The 15222-nt window shown below is 64.9% G+C and carries 18 protein-coding genes; 8 read left to right on the top strand and 10 right to left on the bottom strand.

Annotated features, from left to right (window positions below; all coding sequences use genetic code 11):
• Positions 1-199 precede the first annotated feature (199 nt).
• Positions 200-505, top strand: coding sequence for a hypothetical protein (locus tag AC1ROT_RS09840; RefSeq protein ID WP_492972393.1), 306 nt, complete (start codon positions 200-202; stop codon positions 503-505).
• A gap of 3 nt (positions 506-508) precedes the next feature.
• Here the strand turns inward: AC1ROT_RS09840 and AC1ROT_RS09835 are convergent, their stop codons facing one another.
• Genes AC1ROT_RS09835 through AC1ROT_RS09825 form a run of 3 tightly spaced genes read right to left on the bottom strand, consistent with a single transcriptional unit; the run spans position 509 to position 2465 of the window.
• Positions 509-1435: a PLP-dependent cysteine synthase family protein gene (locus AC1ROT_RS09835; protein WP_492998715.1), complete on the bottom strand. Its 927-nt coding sequence runs from the start codon at positions 1433-1435 to the stop codon at positions 509-511.
• Positions 1436-1445: 10 nt separating this feature from the next.
• Complete coding sequence (locus tag AC1ROT_RS09830; RefSeq protein WP_492998714.1) at positions 1446-1838, bottom strand: MAPEG family protein; 393 nt, start codon at positions 1836-1838, stop codon at positions 1446-1448.
• A gap of 27 nt (positions 1839-1865) precedes the next feature.
• Positions 1866-2465: a TetR/AcrR family transcriptional regulator gene (locus tag AC1ROT_RS09825; protein WP_492998712.1), complete on the bottom strand. Its 600-nt coding sequence runs from the start codon at positions 2463-2465 to the stop codon at positions 1866-1868.
• 141 nt (positions 2466-2606) lie between these two features.
• Between AC1ROT_RS09825 and AC1ROT_RS09820 the strand changes: the two genes are divergently transcribed.
• Positions 2607-4415, top strand: a complete 1809-nt coding sequence (locus tag AC1ROT_RS09820) for an ABC-F family ATP-binding cassette domain-containing protein (protein ID WP_492998711.1) — start codon at positions 2607-2609, stop codon at positions 4413-4415.
• On the opposite strand, the gene AC1ROT_RS09815 is transcribed toward AC1ROT_RS09820, so the two are convergent.
• The 6 genes from AC1ROT_RS09815 to AC1ROT_RS09790 all read right to left on the bottom strand — a co-directional run bounded on the left by AC1ROT_RS09815 (position 4412) and on the right by AC1ROT_RS09790 (position 10242).
• Positions 4412-6253: a glycosyltransferase family 39 protein gene (locus AC1ROT_RS09815; RefSeq protein WP_492998710.1), complete on the bottom strand. Its 1842-nt coding sequence runs from the start codon at positions 6251-6253 to the stop codon at positions 4412-4414. The two genes, AC1ROT_RS09820 and AC1ROT_RS09815, sit on opposite strands and share 4 nt — an antisense overlap.
• Positions 6254-6312: 59 nt before the next feature.
• Positions 6313-6909, bottom strand: a complete 597-nt coding sequence (locus AC1ROT_RS09810) for a PAS domain-containing protein (RefSeq protein ID WP_492972399.1) — start codon at positions 6907-6909, stop codon at positions 6313-6315.
• A 20-nt stretch (positions 6910-6929) separates the two neighbouring features.
• Positions 6930-7523, bottom strand: a complete 594-nt coding sequence (locus AC1ROT_RS09805; protein WP_492998708.1) for a PAS domain-containing protein — start codon at positions 7521-7523, stop codon at positions 6930-6932.
• A 102-nt stretch (positions 7524-7625) separates the two neighbouring features.
• Complete coding sequence (locus AC1ROT_RS09800; RefSeq protein WP_492998707.1) at positions 7626-8633, bottom strand: ABC transporter substrate-binding protein; 1008 nt, start codon at positions 8631-8633, stop codon at positions 7626-7628.
• Between the two features lie 26 nt (positions 8634-8659).
• On the bottom strand, positions 8660-9451 hold the full coding sequence (locus AC1ROT_RS09795) for an ABC transporter permease (protein ID WP_492972402.1): 792 nt from the start codon (positions 9449-9451) through the stop codon (positions 8660-8662).
• Positions 9448-10242, bottom strand: a complete 795-nt coding sequence (locus tag AC1ROT_RS09790) for an ABC transporter ATP-binding protein (RefSeq protein WP_492998706.1) — start codon at positions 10240-10242, stop codon at positions 9448-9450. The genes AC1ROT_RS09795 and AC1ROT_RS09790 overlap by 4 nt, the downstream gene beginning before the upstream one ends.
• 613 nt (positions 10243-10855) lie before the next feature.
• On the opposite strand from AC1ROT_RS09790, the gene AC1ROT_RS09785 reads away from it, so the two are divergent.
• The 3 genes from AC1ROT_RS09785 (at position 10856) to AC1ROT_RS09775 (ending at position 12179) form a co-directional block, all read left to right on the top strand.
• On the top strand, positions 10856-11059 hold the full coding sequence (locus AC1ROT_RS09785) for a hypothetical protein (protein WP_492972404.1): 204 nt from the start codon (positions 10856-10858) through the stop codon (positions 11057-11059).
• 285 nt (positions 11060-11344) lie between these two features.
• Positions 11345-11701, top strand: a complete 357-nt coding sequence (locus tag AC1ROT_RS09780) for a hypothetical protein (RefSeq protein WP_492972405.1) — start codon at positions 11345-11347, stop codon at positions 11699-11701.
• 199 nt (positions 11702-11900) lie between these two features.
• Positions 11901-12179 (top strand): hypothetical protein, encoded by a 279-nt coding sequence (locus AC1ROT_RS09775; RefSeq protein WP_492972406.1) that lies wholly within the window; start codon positions 11901-11903, stop codon positions 12177-12179.
• Between the two features lies 1 nt (position 12180).
• On the opposite strand, the gene AC1ROT_RS09770 is transcribed toward AC1ROT_RS09775, so the two are convergent.
• Positions 12181-12528: a hypothetical protein gene (locus AC1ROT_RS09770; protein WP_492998704.1), complete on the bottom strand. Its 348-nt coding sequence runs from the start codon at positions 12526-12528 to the stop codon at positions 12181-12183.
• A 416-nt stretch (positions 12529-12944) separates the two neighbouring features.
• On the opposite strand from AC1ROT_RS09770, the gene AC1ROT_RS09765 reads away from it, so the two are divergent.
• The 3 genes from AC1ROT_RS09765 to AC1ROT_RS09755 all read left to right on the top strand — a co-directional run bounded on the left by AC1ROT_RS09765 (position 12945) and on the right by AC1ROT_RS09755 (position 15167).
• Entirely contained in the window at positions 12945-13559 is a 615-nt protein-coding gene (locus AC1ROT_RS09765) for a DUF938 domain-containing protein (protein WP_492998703.1), read from the top strand.
• Between the two features lie 156 nt (positions 13560-13715).
• Entirely contained in the window at positions 13716-14012 is a 297-nt protein-coding gene (locus AC1ROT_RS09760; RefSeq protein ID WP_492972409.1) for a hypothetical protein, read from the top strand.
• Positions 14013-14075: 63 nt separating this feature from the next.
• Positions 14076-15167: a metal-dependent hydrolase gene (locus AC1ROT_RS09755; protein ID WP_492998702.1), complete on the top strand. Its 1092-nt coding sequence runs from the start codon at positions 14076-14078 to the stop codon at positions 15165-15167.
• Positions 15168-15222: the final 55 nt, after the last annotated feature.

Here is a 15222-nt window from a genome sequence, read left to right as displayed (position 1 = left end):
ACCGGCCGGAGCCCAGGGAAGCGGAAACGCCGTCGAGAGCAATCTCGGCGGCGTTTTTGCGTCAGCAGTTTTCCGCGCTTTACTCTCTCCGTCATGCCACGCTTGCGTGGCATCCACGAGTTATTAGGGTTTGTTTGTTAGGAAGACGTGGATGCCACGGCCCGGCCGTGGCATGACGATATGTGGGAGGGAGTGAGTCATGCTCAAGGCGCTCTTTGCGGTTCTGTTCTTCGGCGCCTTCCTCCTTGCCGCACCCGCCCAGGCCTTCTGCGTGGTGAATGACGGCAGCGTGCCGATCGACATCAAGGCTGGCGGCAATCCGCCCACGTATGTCAAGCCGCGCCTGATGCCGGGCGACCGCGACTGCCACACGCCGCGCAAACCCGAAGGCATCCTGGTGGAAATTCTGGAAACCAATACCGGCCGCTCGCGCTGCTTGCAGTCGGTCCCGGCCAAGAACAGCACCATCACCTTCGGCACCACCTGCCGCGTGAAGCTCGACTAGGGTTCAGGCGGCCGCATACAGCGGCGTGCTCAGGTATTTCATGCCGGAGTCGACGGCCAGCGTGACCACGGTCTTGTCGGGACCAAGCTGCGCCGCCAGGTCCAGCGCCGCCACCACATTCCCGCCGGTCGACGTCCCGGCAAAAAGTCCTTCCTCTTGCGCCAGCCGCCGCGCCATCGCCATGGCGTCGGCCGTCGTCACCGGACGGATCGCGCTGGCCAGTTCCGGTCGCCATTGCGGCGGCACGAAGCCCGGCCCGGTGCCTTCGATCTTGTGGCTGCCGCCCGGCCCGCCGGACAGCACGGGCGATTCCGCCGGCTCCACTGCGATCGTCTGTACCGCCGGATTCAACGCGCGCAGCCGCGTGGCCAGGCCACGAAACGAGCCGGCGGTGCCGACCATCTGGACAAAGCCGTCGATGTGGCCGGCGCTTTGCGTCCAGATTTCGTCGGCCATCTTTGCATAGCCGGGCAGGACATCGGCGTTGTTGAACTGGTCGGTCCAGAAACTGCCGGCTTTGCTGGCCGCGATCTGCCGCGCCGTCTCGATCATCGCCAGTGTCAGTGCTTTCGTGGTGCCGCCGGTGGGACTGTGCACCAAGGTCAGTCGCGCGCCCAGGGCTGCCATGTGGTCGCGCTTTTCCTTTGAGAAGACTGCGGAGGTGACAAGCGCCAGCGGGATGCGTTTGGCGGCGCAGACAAAGGCCAGCGAAACGCCGGTGCTGCCGCCGGTATATTCCACCACGCTGCCGCCCGGCTGCAGCCGGCCGTCTTTCTCGGCCGCCGCCACCATGGCCAGGGCCATGCGGTCCTTCATGCTGCCGGTCGGATTCTCGTATTCCAGCTTGAGCAGCACGCGGGCGCTCCGCTCCGGCACGATATGCCGGAGCGGCACCAGCCGCGTCTGACCGATGGTGTCGAGGATAGACACGGCAGCGGTCTTACGGCGTCACGATGCCATAGAGCACCATGGCCATGCCCACCACGCCGCCGACCCAGGCGAAGGTGCGCACCCACGGCACCCCGGCGATATACACCACGGCATGCAGCACGCGGCTGTAGAAGAACACCTGGCTGCCCAGGGCGGTCCAGGCATCGGCCTTGCCGGCCACGGCGGCGGCCAGCACAAGCACCGCAAAGGGCACGATGTTTTCCACCATGTTCAGATGGGCGCGATGGGCGCGGCCGATCCAGCCGGTACCCGGCGGGAAATCCTCGCGGTTGCCGGCCATCACATAGAGGCCGCGCGTCAGCATGAAGCCGGTGGAATAGGGCAGGGCCAACAGCACAGTCAGCACGGCACTGGCGGTCAGCATCATCAGGTCGGTGGTCATCTCGGGGTCTCCCTTTGGATGTTATGATTACGCGGATTGGGGCAGGGGGCGCAGCACGCCGGCCGCCGTATTCGCGATGCCGGTCAGCATCTCGCGGCTGGCGCCGCTTTTCGCCATCACCATCAGGCCATGCACCATGCCGACCAGATAGCGCGCCAGCGCATCCAGATCGGCTTCGGCAAAGAGTTCTCCACGCGCCTTGGCATTGCCCAGCACATGGCGGAAGGCGGCTTCCATATTGGCCATATGGGCGCGCACTTTCTCCGCCACCGCTTCATTATGTGGCGCGAGTTCCAGGGTGGTATTCGCCATCAGGCAGGCGCGGCGCTTGGGGAACTGGATCAGGAAATCGATGATGCCCATTGCCGTATCATGCAAGGCCTGCAGCCCGGCCTCGGGCGCGGTCAGCGGTTTCAGCATCGCCGCCTCCAGCATGGCGCAATAGGCATCCATGGCGGCCAGGAACAGCCGGTGCTTGTCGCCGAAGGTGTCGTACAGGCTCTGGCGCGAAATCCCCATCACGCCGGTGAGCTGCTCCATCGAGGTGGCGGCATAGCCCTGCTCCCAGAACAGCTCCATGGCGCGGGTCAGCGCATCGGCAGTGTCAAAGGCTTTCGGACGGGCCATGGCGGCAGTCTGGCAATTCCGGAACGATCAGTCAAGAATGAAATATCCCTGTGCGGCCAAGGCCATGTCCCAAGTCCCCGCATGGGACCCTTCCGTCCGCGGGGCGGGGTTGCTACACCCTGCGCCCAGAACAGGATTTCCATGGCTCCCCCCCTTCTGATTTTACGCGATATCCACCTCACCTTCGGCGGCACCCCGCTGCTGGACGGCGCCGACCTGTCGGTCAATGCCGGCGACCGGCTCTGCCTGGTCGGCCGCAACGGCTCGGGCAAGTCGACGCTCCTGAAGGTGGTGGCCGGCATGATGCAGGCCGATACCGGCGACCGCGTCATCCAGAACGGCGTCACCATGCGCTACCTGCCGCAGGAACCCGATCTCTCCGGCTTCAAGGACGTGCTCTCCTATGTGGAGGCCGGCCTCAATCCGGGCGACGATCATTACCGCGCGCTCTCCTTGCTCGGCGCGCTCGGCCTTGATGGCACCGAAGATCCGGCGCGGCTGTCGGGCGGCGAGGCGCGGCGCGCGGCGCTGGCGCGCATGCTGGCGCCGGAGCCCGATATCCTGCTGCTCGACGAGCCGACCAACCATCTCGACCTGCCGGCCATCGAATGGCTGGAAGGCGAGTTGAAGACCATCCGTTCGGCGCTGGTGCTGATCAGCCATGATCGCAGGTTCCTGAGCAACCTCACGCGCGCCACGGTCTGGCTGGATCGCGGTGCCACGCGCCGCATGGAGCAGAGTTTCGCCGCCTTCGAAGACTGGCGCGATGCGCTGCTGGAGCAGGAAGAGACCGAGCGTCACAAGCTGGATCGCAAGATTGTCGCCGAACTCGACTGGGTGCGCCATGGCGTGTCGGGCCGGCGCAAGCGCAACATGGGTCGCATGCGCGCGCTGCAGGATCTGAAGACCGAGCGCCGCGACCAGCGCAAGGTCGCTGGCAATGTCAACATCACGGTCTCGGAAGCCGAGACGTCGTCGAAGCTGATCGCCGAAGCCAAGGGCATCTCGAAAGCCTATGGCGATCTGGTCGTGCTGCAGGATGTCTCGGTGAAGATCCAGCGCGGCGACCGGCTCGGCATCATCGGACCGAACGGCGCCGGCAAGACCACGCTGCTCAACATTCTCACCGGCAAGCTGGAAGCCGATTCCGGCAGCGTGCGGCTGGGCGAGAATATCGCGCTGGTCACGCTGGACCAGAAGCGCGAGACGCTCGATCCGGAAATGACGCTGCAATACGCGCTCGCCGGCGGCAGCGACAAGGTAACGCTCAACGGCCAGCCGCGCCATGTGATGAGCTATATGAAGGACTTCCTGTTCACCGCCGAACAGGCGCGCTCACCGCTGCGCGTGCTGTCGGGCGGCGAGCGCGGACGGCTGATGCTGGCGCGGGCGCTGGCCAAGCCCTCCAATGTGCTGGTGCTCGACGAACCGACCAACGACCTCGATCTGGAAACCCTGGATCTGCTGCAGGAGATGCTGGCCGATTATCCCGGTACGGTTCTTCTCGTGAGCCATGACCGTGATTTCATCGACCGCGTCTGCACGTCCGTTCTCGTCTCCGAGGGCAAGGGGCTGTGGCAGGTCTATGCCGGCGGCTATACCGACATGGTGGTCCAGCGCGGCGCCGGCGTGCAGGCGAAAGCGGCGGCAAAGGTCGCCGCCAAAGCCGATGCTGCCGACAAGGGCGAGGCCGCGCCGCGCGCAGCCTCGAAGCGCAAGCTGAGCTTCAAGGAGAAGCACGCGCTGGAGACCCTGCCGAAGACCATCGCCAATCTGCAGTCGGAAATCGCCAAGCAGCAGCGCATCCTCGATGACCCGCAGCTGTTCAGCCGCAATCCGTCGAAATTCCGCGCCGCCAGCGATGCGCTGGAAAAGGCCGGTACTGATTTGGCTGCCGCCGAAGACCAGTGGCTGGAGCTGGAAATGCTGCGCGAGGAAATCGGCGGCTAACGCCAGGGGATTTCCGGCCGCAGGTCGAACAGGCCGGCGCGTTCTTCGCTGCCGGTGCTGCGCCAGAGCGATGGCGGCACCGGTCTGCCATGATCGCGAACCCAGAGCGCGAACTGCCGGCGCGGATCGTCTGCGGGCAATGGCGGCATCGTCACGCCGGTCGGCATGCCGCGCGTCAGCAACGCGAAGCGCAGCTCGCCGTCCTTCACGCGCTGCGCCAGCTCATCCAGGGTCAGGATCGGATCGCGGCCGCTGAAACCGCCAAAGGCCATCACCGGCAGATCGGCCAGCAGGATCGGCGGCGCCGCCAGCCGTGTCGCCGTTGTCGCTAGGGCAAAGCGTTCGCCGTTGCGGTTGGTGCGCAGGAAATCATGCAGGCGCGGGTCGGCGCTCGGCAGCACATGGGCGGCGGCCAGCCGGCGCCAGCGCCGCTGCGGCTCGGAGTCTGCGCAGCGCGTCAGCAGGCCCAGATCGGCGGCGGGCAGCATGGCATAGCCGTGCGACATTGCACTGGCGCCGCTCCAGAGCATCGGATTGATCAACATCAGCAGGAGTGCCGCGCCGGTCGCGGCCCGAGAGCGCAGCAGAGCCAGCGGCAGCGCCAGGATCGGCAGCAGCATCAACCAGGGTGGCAGCGTTTCGGGATCGAACCTATCCACGATGCCGAAGGCGATATGAGCCTGCCACGCGGCGGTGAGCAGCAGCACGATCAGCAGCCAGCGCCGCTCCGCCTGCCAGAGCATCACCGCGCCGATGCCGACGAGAGCGGCCAGGGGTGGCGCCAGCAGCACCAGGTAATAGGCATGGAAAATGCCGCCGGCGAAACTGAACACCAGCAGAGAGCTGAACAGCCAACCGGCCCAGAGCAGAAGATCGGCCTGCGGTTCACGCCGGCGCCAGGCCAGCAGAAGTCCGGCCAGTGCGACGGGCAACAGCCACAGCACTTGAGCTGCCAAATGCCGGTCGGCCAGGCGCAGCGGCCCCACCGGCACGGCGTCGTGGAAGCTTGGCGGCGTGACGGATGGATCCGGCATCTGGGGTTGCGCGCGCGGCTGGAACCGCTCCAGTCCGTTATGCTGCACCACCAGTTCCAGCATGGAGTTGTGTGCGCTGCTGCCGGCATAGGGCCGGAATGGTGCCGGAGTCAGGTCGAAGGCGGCGGCCCAGGCGAGGCTGACGGCGACCAGAACCAGGCCAGCGGCGAACCCATGGCGGAAGCGGCGCGCCCAGGATGACGGCGTGAGCAAGAGGTAGAGCAGGCCGAAGGCCGGCAGCGGCACGAAGGCCGCCAGCATCTTGGTGTTGAATCCCAGCCCGAAGAACACGGCCGTCAGCAGCAGCCAGCGCAGCTGCATGGTTTCGATGGCGCGCAGCAGCGCATAAGCGCTCAGCAGCAGTAGCAGGACCAGCGCGGAGTCTGTATTGCCCGAACGGTCGACGGCGACGCTCACCGGCATGAGCGCCAGGCAGAGCGCCGCGACCAGCCCGGCTGCTGCGCCGAAGCGCCGCGTCACCAGATGATAAACCAGGCCGATGGCGGCGAGGCCTTCCAGCACCTGCGGCAGCAGCAGGGCGAAACCGTTGAAGCCAAGGATTTTGGTGCTGATCACCTGCAGCCAGAAGGCCAGCGGCGGCTTGTCGAGCGAGACGAAGCCGGCGGGATCGAAGCTGTTGTAGAAAAAATTATGCCAGCTCAGCCCCATGCTGCGCACGCCGGCGGCGTAATACTCGGTGCCGAAACCGTGCTCGCCCAGATGCCACAGACGCAAGGCCGCGCCCAGCAGTAGAATCGCCGCCAGCGCGATGCGCGTCCGATGCTTGTGGATGATCTCCGCCATGCCGCCATTTCCCCCGCCGCCAGTCTTTCACGCGGGTGGGGCGGAAGTCCTGCGGTTTCTTACTGAACCGGTCGTGCCGCCTGACGTTCGGCGGGCACCAGCGGCGGCACGCCGAAGCCGATGTCGATGAAGCGCATGCCCTCGCCCTCTTCATAGGAGTCCGGGTCGAGCGGCTCGCCGCGATGGGCCATCGGATCAATCAGGCCGGTGGCGCAGCACAGGATCAGGTTGGCGTCGCGCGCGCCATTCTCCACCAGCGGCGCGCCGCAGAACTCCACCGGCAGCACATTGTCGCCGGGGAAGCGCAGCCAGTAATAGATCACCACGCCGCAGGGCTGGGCGGCCTGGGCGATGGTGAGATGCGCGCGCCAGGCGCGGTTGGCCTTGCTGGTGAGGTCGAGATAATTCATGCCGTTCAGATCGAAGCCGAGTTTGGCGGTGATCTGCACGCCAACATTGTCCATCAGGATGCGGTCGGGTCCGCGAATATCCAGCAGCAGGCAGGTGGTGGCCAGCTCGCCCAGGTCGTCGAGATCCATGTTGCGCCGTTCGGGCAGGCGCTGGCTGCCGCGCCAGCTTTGCCAGACGCGGAAGAACTGCTTCGCACGCGGCGAAAGCGGCGTCGGCAACGTGGTGAGGAAGCTGTCTTCGACCATGATGCGGCGACTATAACGCCCTATTGCAGCGGCGCGCCATCCTGGATTGCGGCCGGCACCATCTTGGGCGTGCCGAAGCCCAGATCGATGAAGGCCATGCCTTCGCCGATCTGGTAGCTGTCGGGATCGGCGGGGCCGACCGGATTGACCTTGGCCATCGGCACGGCGCAGGAAAAGATCAGGCTGGGCTCGTCATGGCCATCCCTGGCCAGCGGCGCACCGATCCATTCCAAGGGTAAAATGCGGCCGTCGCCAAAGCGCGGGAACATGTACATCACGTAACCGCAGGGCTGGGCGAGCTGGGCGAGCGTCAGATGCGCGCGCCAGCTGCGGTTCGCCGCCATGGTAAAGTCCAGATAGTTGTAGCCGGTGGGATCGAAGCCGCAATATTGCGCCAGCCGCTCGCCGGCATAGAGGATGTGGATGCTGTCGCGGCCGCGCGCTTCCACCAGCATGCCGTGGTCGCGCAGATTGCCCAGCGCCGACCAGTCGATATCACCCCGCGCGGGCACCCGGCGGCCGGCCCGCCAGCGGTGCCACAGGCCGAGATAATACAGGCTTTGCGGATGCAGAGCCGGCGGCAGGGTGTCGATGAAGGCGGCCCGATCGTCCATGGTCGGACTATTATACGGCGGCCAGGCAAAGCCGCGCGACTCCCAGGGAAGCGGGCCGGAGCATTTCGCCCCGGCCGCGCGACTCTTGCGGGTATCCCTGGGTTACTTCTTCGCCGCTTTCACGAACCGGTCGGTGAAGGTGGCGGCCAGGTCGATCTTGGCGTCGGCAATTTCGGGATCGAACTGCTTCAGCATGTCATGGGCGCTCTTCATGCCGTCCGGCGAGATGATGCCGGTGCGCGAATAGGTTTCCATCGAAGCCTTCACCGCCTGCAGGTACAGCGGCTTGTCGCCCAGGAAATAGGCCTCCGGCACGGCGCCCGCGATGGCCTCCGGGCTGGCGGTGGCGATGAAGTCGAGCGCCTTGGCGAAGGCATTGACCAGCGCCTGGGTGGTCTTCGGGTTCTTCTCGATGAACTCGGGCTTCAGATACAGCACGGCCGCCGGATTGGAGCCGCCGAAGATCGCCTTGGTGCCGGCTTCGGTGCGGCTGTCGGCCAGCACGAAGCCCAGCTTGTCAGCTTCCAGCTTCGAGATCACCGGATCGAGATTCGACATGCCGTCGATCTCGCCCTTCATCATCGCCGCCACTGCGCCGGCGCCACCGCCGACGCCGATATAGGCAGTGTCCTTGGGATTGCCGCCGGCCTTGGCGATCAGGTAGTTGACGAAGAAGTTGGTCGACGAACCCGGCGCGGTGACGCCGATCTTCAGGCCTTTCAGGTCGGCCGGGGTCTTCACCTTGTCCTTCAGCTCGTTCTTCACCATCAGCACGATGCCGGGGAAACGGCCGAGTTCGATCACGGCCTGCAGCGGCTGGTTCTTGGCCTGCATGCGGATGGTGTGTTCATAGGCACCGGTGACGACATCGACGCTGCCGCCCATCAGCGACTGCAGCGATTTGGCGCCGCCGCCAAAGTCGTTGATGGTGACATCCAGGCCCTCGGCCTTGAAGTAACCCTTGGTCTCGGCAATCGTCAGCGGCAGATAGTACAGCAGCGGCTTGCCGCCGACGCCGAGTTCCAGCTTCGGCTTTTCCACCTGGGCCTGGGCGGCGCCGGCCATCAGGCCGAGTGCCGCCAGCGCGGCGAATGCGATCTTCATGGACATCTGTGTTTCCTCCTGATGATGGTTTTTTACGTAGTTTTTGCAGCGGTGTCCGGGCGCCAGACCAGCAGCCGGTTTTCAATCCGGGTGACGACGGCATCGAGAATGATCACGAAGATGGTCAGGATCAGCATGCCGGAAAATACGCCGGTGACATCGAAGACGCTTTCGGCTTCGTGAATCTTGTAACCGAGCCCGGCCGAGGAACCGAGATATTCGCCCACCACCGCGCCGATCAGCGCGAAGCCGACCGATGTGTGAAGCGACGAGAACATCCAGGTGAGCGCCGCTGGCCAGTAGACATGGCGCAGCAGCTGGCGTTCGTTCATGCCCAGCATGCGGGCATTGGCGAGCACCGTGGGGCTGACTTCCTTGACGCCCTGGTAGACATTGAAGAAGACGATGAAGAAGACCAGCGTGAAGCCCAGCGCCACCTTCGACCAGATGCCTAAGCCGAACCACAGGGCGAAGATCGGCGCCAGCACCACGCGCGGCAGGGCATTGGCGGCCTTCACATAGGGATCGAACACGGCGGCCAGCAGTTCGCGGCGCGCGAAGGCAAAGCCCACCACGATGCCCGCACCCGCGCCGATGCCGAAGGCCAGCACGGTTTCCAGCAGCGTGATGCCGATATGGCGCCACATCGCGCCGCCGGTAATGTCTTTCCAGGTGCGCGCCAGCACATCCAGCGGCGTGGAGAAGAAGAAGGGCGCAAACAGCGGCTTGCCGTTGGCCATCGGCACCGTGGTCAGCAGATGCCAGACCACTAGGAAGGCGACGCCGACCAGAATCTGCAGCGCAAGAAGGGTGGCGCGGTTCATTGTTCCGCTTCTCCGCCCTGGGCATAGGTCTTTTGCACTTCGACGCGCAGGGTCGACCAGATTGCCTTGTGGATCTCGTGGAAGGCCGGCTCGACGCGAATCTCGGCGATGTCGCGTGGCCGCGGGAGCGTGATCCTGAAATCGCCCACGATACTGGCGGCGGGACCGGCCGACATCACCACCACGCGGTCGGCGAGCGCAATCGCTTCTTCCAGGTCGTGGGTGACGAACAGCACGGCCTTTCGATCTGCAGCCCACAAATCAAGCAAAAGATTTCCCATGATCTGTCGCGTCTGCGCATCCAGCGGGCCGAAGGGCTCGTCCATGAGCAGGATCTGCGGATCGCGGATCAGCATCTGCGCCAGGGCCACGCGCTTCTTCTGGCCGCCCGACAGCATATGCGGATAGCGCTGGGCGAATGTCTTCAGGCCGACGCGGCCGAGCCAGGCCTGGGCTTTGCTCAGCGCTTCGGCGCGCGGCACGCCCTGCGGCTCCAGCGCCACGGCGACATTGTCGATCGCGGTCTTCCACGGCATCAGCGCATCGGCCTGGAACAGGTAGCCGGCTTTCGCATTCAGGCCGGCAAGCGGCGTGCCCTGGATGGTGACGCTGCCGGCCGAGGGTTTCAGCAGGCCGGCGGCGGCATTCAGCAGGGTGGACTTGCCGCAGCCGGTGGGGCCGACGATGGCGACGAATTCGTTACGCCCGATGGTCAGGTCGATCCCGGCAACCGCTGTATGCTGCTCGCCGGTCTTGAGCTGGAAGGTGATACCCAGATCGCGCAGGGCCACGGCCGGCGTCCCCGGTTCGGAGGACGGTACATAAGAAGACACGGATGCTGCGGCGGCAGACGACACGCCTTGGTTTCCTTCCCGGGATCGTTTCATTGGCCGGCATACGAAGTCATGCCGGCCGGGCACGATACAAAGCCCCGGCCCGGCAAAACAAGCGCCGCAGCCGGATCGCCGGTGATATCACTGCCATCACTGCTGCGTTTCAGGCTTATCCGATCCTTATTCCTTCTTATTTGACTCTTATTTTTGTCTTATCCCGGCTTATTGGAGGCTTATTCGAGCTTATTACGTCCTTAGGACCCACTTATTCCGATCTTAGCTGTCGGCAGAATCCAGTGGGACCGGCTCGGCGCAATAAGAACATAAATGGTACATTTTTGGCGCCAGACAAGGTCGATACATGGCGATTACCTAGCGAGGTGATAAAGTAATCGTATAATATTGCTTTGGGATCCTATGGCCTTAGCAAGTAAATCTATCAATAAAAGGAAGTAATTTTTCAAATATCATAAATAAATCATAGCGTTATTTCATTCGAAACTGGAATAAAACCAAATAATACCCATATGTACGGTCTGGCATATTCCTGCCAATAGAAAGCGTGATTTTCATGACGCAGACCCAGACCCCGAACAAGCCGAACAATCTGTCCGCCATCGACCAGAAGATTGCCGATGACAAGAAGGCAGCCCAGCAGAACCAGGGCATGACCCCGGGCAACGACCACAAGATTGACGGCAAGAAGGAAGTGCAGCCGGGTGCCGGCACGCCGACGCCGGCCCAGCAGGGCGACAGCACCGCCAACAAGCAGTAATCCCACCAGGGCCCCTGCGGTTGGCGCGAGTACCGCCGGTCGCATACCCCGGTTTCTTCGGCCGGCCCTCGGCTGGCCGAAGAAAGTCTGCCTGCGCCTGCGTGCCGCCGGATTGCGGTGCGCCAGAACATCACGGCCCGGATTTCAACCGGGCTGAGTCCCGCGTCCCGGCGCGCCATGATGTGCTGCGCCGCTTTTTCTTCCCGCGTTGCTTCCGACGCCGCTCTGCCGGCTGCGCCGCCCTTGATCTGCAAGCCGCACCGGCATGGCGGCAAAGGATATCCCATGACAATCGCTATTGATCGCAAACCGAGCTGGCAGGACCGCATGTCGAGCCAGTGGGAGCATTACAAGCTGCCGGCCGCGATGCTGGTGGTTGGCCTGATCGCCGGGCCGCTTTTTTCCAATTACATGGGCTGGCAGGTGACGCGCGGTGCTGCCGATCGCCAGAGCATGGCCAGCGCCGTTGAGCCGCAGGCCCGGATCTGCGCCTTCAATGCCAAGGCCGTCACCCCCGATACCGCCGGTATGGGCTGGGCCCCGCGCCGCGATCTGGCCGAGAAATACGCCATCATGCCTGGTCGCGATGCGGCCGAGCCCGGCGTGGCCAATGCCTGCGCCCAGTATCTGAGCGCCTCGTAAGGCCACTAGTCGTCACTGATACGGTGTTGGGGCTCTGCCTGTCGCGGTTCAAACCGCGCGGGCGGAGCGGCATTGCTGCGGCTTTGGCGCCGGGCCGGAATAAATCCCCTTTTCGGGCCGGAATGACATAGGGTGGCCCCGCGGCCCGCTGCGCCTTTTCCCAAGGTGTCTTCTTGGGCGCACCGCAGAGGGCATCCGAGTGACATCAATCCTTACCGCAGCCGAAACGCTGCAGCGCTCCAGCGCCCATCAGGAGCGCACCCGGCAGCTGCAGAAGGCCGCCGCCGATTCAGAAAAATTCCAGCAGGACGTTCGTAACGCCAGCGCCGCCAAGATGGCGCGCCTGCGCGCCCTGCGCCTGGCCCACGAAGCCGAAGAGAAGGCTGCCAAAGCCCTGCGCAAGGCGGAAAAAGCCGCCAAGCCCAAGCGGGCGCGCAAGGCCAAGCCGGCCGAAGCCGGCATCGTCGAGCCCGTGTAACTCACACCGCCTGCAGCAGCACCTGGCGCTGATTGTCCTTGGCTCCGGCGCTCAGCCGCAGGGCGCCCTCGCTGAGCCGCACGCGTTCCATCGCATTGTCGATGACGCGGCCCTCGATGCGCACTTCCTCGCGCGCGATCAGGCGACGGGCATCGTCGCGGTTGGCGGCCAGGCCGCCGAGCACCAGCAGTTCCGACAGCGAAACGCCTTCGGCCAGATGGGATTTCTGCAGGCGCAGCGATTTCGGCAGATCGGTTTCGACGAGATCCGCCGGCGCAAGCGCGCCGGTCACGGTCTTGACGGACAGATCGAGGGCAGCGTGGTGATCGATGAGAGTGTGGATCGACATGACGGTCTCCGTTGATATGGCCGAAAGGCCGGAGACCCTATGAACACAACAAGCCGCCGACCTGGCGGCTGCAGTGGTTCAGACAATAACCAGCGCGCCGCCCTTATGGGAGGTCGTAAACCAATAATACTGGTGGGCGCTGGTGATCATGACGCCGATTAAAGCGCAGCCGGGCAGGGTCGTCAACGGGGTGCAGCATAAAGCCGTCGACTGTGTGATCGCGGCAACACATGGGTTCCTGCCTAACCATTCCTTGTCATGCCCGGACTTGATCCGGGCATCCACGCTTTCTTGGGGGGAGTCCTTGACCCGTGGATGGCCGGGACAAGCCCGGCCATGACAGCAGGGTTTTGGATGAACGGCGATCATTCGCTACGCAGGTTCACTTTGTTGCCGGCACGCCATAGGGTGCCGGTATGAACCCGCTGTCCGATCCGCGCCGCCATGCGCCTGCCACCCTGCGCAACCGCGAGGCCATTCTCGCGGCGCTGAAGACGGTCGCGCCAGAGCGCGGCCTGCTGCTCGAGATCGCCAGCGGCACCGGCGAACATGCCGCCTTCATGGCGCCGCAACTGGCGCCGCTGCTCTGGCAGCCGAGCGATTTCGATGCCGCGGCGCTGGCCGGCATCGATGCCCATGCCGCCGACAGCAAGGCGGCCAATATTCGCCCGGCGCTGCATCTGGATGTGACGGCGATGCCCTGGCCGTTGCCGGCCTGCGATGCGATCCTGTGCTGCAACATGATCCATATCGCGCCCTGGACGGCGGCCGAAGCACTGTTCGATGGCGCAGCGCGCATTCTGACTGCCCGGGCGCCGCTGATGCTGTACGGCCCGTTCCGTCGCAACGGCGCCCATACCGCGCCGTCGAATGCCGCCTTCGACGATGACCTGAAAGCGCGCGATCCGCGCTGGGGCGTGCGCTGTCTGGACAGCGAGGTTCAGCCGCTGGCGGCCCGGCATGGGCTGCGGCTGGAGCGCGCGATCGACATGCCGGCCAACAATCTGGTGGCCCTGTTCCGCGGACCCTGACCATCCGGCGCAAGACTGCGCAAGAAATGCCCGGCAAAACGATGGATTCGAACCGCGGCAGCGGCAAATAAAGCCCCTTTTGCTGGGGAATTGCTGTATGCTGCAGACAAAGCGGCACCGCGCGGCACCTTGCCGTCGACCGGACAGGAGTTTCCAGTGACAACACGGCTTTCGTCGGATGAGGCGCGCCTGCGAGCGGCGGCGCGGCAGGAGAAAACGCGTCAGCGCGAGCAGCTGGTGGCGGAAACCGAAAAAATGCAGCAGGACCTGCGCAACGCCACCGATGTGAAGATTTCGCGTCTGCGCGAGATGCGGCTGGCGCGCGAGGCCCAGGAGACCGCGGCGGCCGCCGTACGTCTGGCGGAACGCGCCGCCAATCCGCCGGCCCCCAAGCGCTCGCACAAGGCCAAGACCAAGGCGGCTGTGCAGGCCGATGAGGTCGCCGACCTCTGAGAGGTTCCAGGCTGACGGCCGGCTCTTGCCAGTGCACCGGCCGTCCCGTCATGCTGCCGCGCCATGGATAGTGTCACCCAACTGCTGTTCGGCGGCGTCGTGGCGGCAGCCGGTTTCCGCAAAAGTCTCGGTCGCCGTGCGGTCGCCGCCGGCGGCCTGATCGGCACGCTGCCCGATCTCGATGTGCTCAGCAGCCTGTTCGGCGATGCGCATGTCACCGATGTCTGGCTCGATCATCGCGCCGTCACGCATTCTTTTCCGGCCACGCTGGTCTATGGCGCCGCCGCCGGCTGGCTGATCTGGAAGGCCGAACGCCTGCGCCGCAAGCCGGTGGATGCTCCCGGGGATCGCGCGCGCCGCAGCGACTGGATGTGGCTGGGCGCGCTCTGTGCCGTGACCCATCCGCTGATCGACCTGTTCACGTCTTACGGCACGCAGCTTCTGGCGCCGTTCAGCCGTGTGCGCTTCGCCATCGATGCGATGCCGATCATCGATCCGGTCTATACGCTGCCGCTGCTCGCCGTTTTTCTCGTCGCCCTCGTCAGCCGGCGCTTCGATGCCGTGGCCCAGCGCGCCGCGCAGTTCGCGCTGGTCTATATTTTCCTCTACACGACGATGGCCTGGGGCATCGGCCTGCATATGGAAAGCCGCGCCCGCGGCGAGCTGCAGGCGACGGGCAATACAGCGGCGATGTCGGCGCGCATCAACGCCTATCCGGTGATCTTCCAGCCCTGGTGGCGGCGCATCGTGGCCGATACGCCCGACGAGACCCTGATCGGTTTCGCTTCGCCCTTTGCCGAGGCGCCCATCGTCTGGCGGCGCGTGCCGCGCGCGGATCGTAGCGATGCCATCGCCGCGGTTCAGGCGACGCATGACGGCGCAGTGTTCCGCTGGTTCGCCGATGACCGTCTGCACTGGACGCAGAAGCCCGATGCCGCCGCCGATAATATCGGCGGCCTGATCGTGGAGGCGCGCGACTATCGCTATGGCATGCCGGGCGACAGCGCGCTCGGCTTCTGGGGCCTGCGCTTTCGCGTCGACGCGCAGAACCGCGTGCGGGGCGCGCCGGACCGCTTTTCCGAGCGACCAGCCTATTCCGGCGCGGCGCTGCGACAGATGTGGCAGGGCCTGAAGGGTGGCGAAACGCTGCCTTGAATAGCGGGGCGCCACGCCCCATATAAACACCAGTACCGTTCCGCAGCCCAGTGCA

The sequence above is a fragment of the Ferrovibrio sp. GW821-FHT12E11 genome, assembly GCF_058806975.1.
The sequence above is the reverse complement of the archived record's forward strand: the minus strand, read 5'-3'. Positions and strand labels throughout refer to the sequence as shown.

Bases quoted from the DNA above. Each gene is read 5' to 3' on its own strand.
- AC1ROT_RS09840 (WP_492972393.1), top strand. From the start codon at position 200: ATGCTCAAGGCGCTCTTTGCGGTTCTGTTCTTCGGCGCCTTCCTCCTT.
- AC1ROT_RS09830 (WP_492998714.1), bottom strand. From the start codon at position 1,838: ATGACCACCGACCTGATGATGCTGACCGCCAGTGCCGTGCTGACTGTG.
- AC1ROT_RS09825 (WP_492998712.1), bottom strand. From the start codon at position 2,465: ATGGCCCGTCCGAAAGCCTTTGACACTGCCGATGCGCTGACCCGCGCC.
- AC1ROT_RS09820 (WP_492998711.1), top strand. From the start codon at position 2,607: ATGGCTCCCCCCCTTCTGATTTTACGCGATATCCACCTCACCTTCGGC.
- AC1ROT_RS09815 (WP_492998710.1), bottom strand. From the start codon at position 6,253: ATGGCGGAGATCATCCACAAGCATCGGACGCGCATCGCGCTGGCGGCG.
- AC1ROT_RS09810 (WP_492972399.1), bottom strand. From the start codon at position 6,909: ATGGTCGAAGACAGCTTCCTCACCACGTTGCCGACGCCGCTTTCGCCG.
- AC1ROT_RS09805 (WP_492998708.1), bottom strand. From the start codon at position 7,523: ATGGACGATCGGGCCGCCTTCATCGACACCCTGCCGCCGGCTCTGCAT.
- AC1ROT_RS09800 (WP_492998707.1), bottom strand. From the start codon at position 8,633: ATGTCCATGAAGATCGCATTCGCCGCGCTGGCGGCACTCGGCCTGATG.
- AC1ROT_RS09795 (WP_492972402.1), bottom strand. From the start codon at position 9,451: ATGAACCGCGCCACCCTTCTTGCGCTGCAGATTCTGGTCGGCGTCGCC.
- AC1ROT_RS09785 (WP_492972404.1), top strand. From the start codon at position 10,856: ATGACGCAGACCCAGACCCCGAACAAGCCGAACAATCTGTCCGCCATC.
- AC1ROT_RS09780 (WP_492972405.1), top strand. From the start codon at position 11,345: ATGACAATCGCTATTGATCGCAAACCGAGCTGGCAGGACCGCATGTCG.
- AC1ROT_RS09770 (WP_492998704.1), bottom strand. From the start codon at position 12,528: ATGTCGATCCACACTCTCATCGATCACCACGCTGCCCTCGATCTGTCC.
- AC1ROT_RS09765 (WP_492998703.1), top strand. From the start codon at position 12,945: ATGAACCCGCTGTCCGATCCGCGCCGCCATGCGCCTGCCACCCTGCGC.
- AC1ROT_RS09755 (WP_492998702.1), top strand. From the start codon at position 14,076: ATGGATAGTGTCACCCAACTGCTGTTCGGCGGCGTCGTGGCGGCAGCC.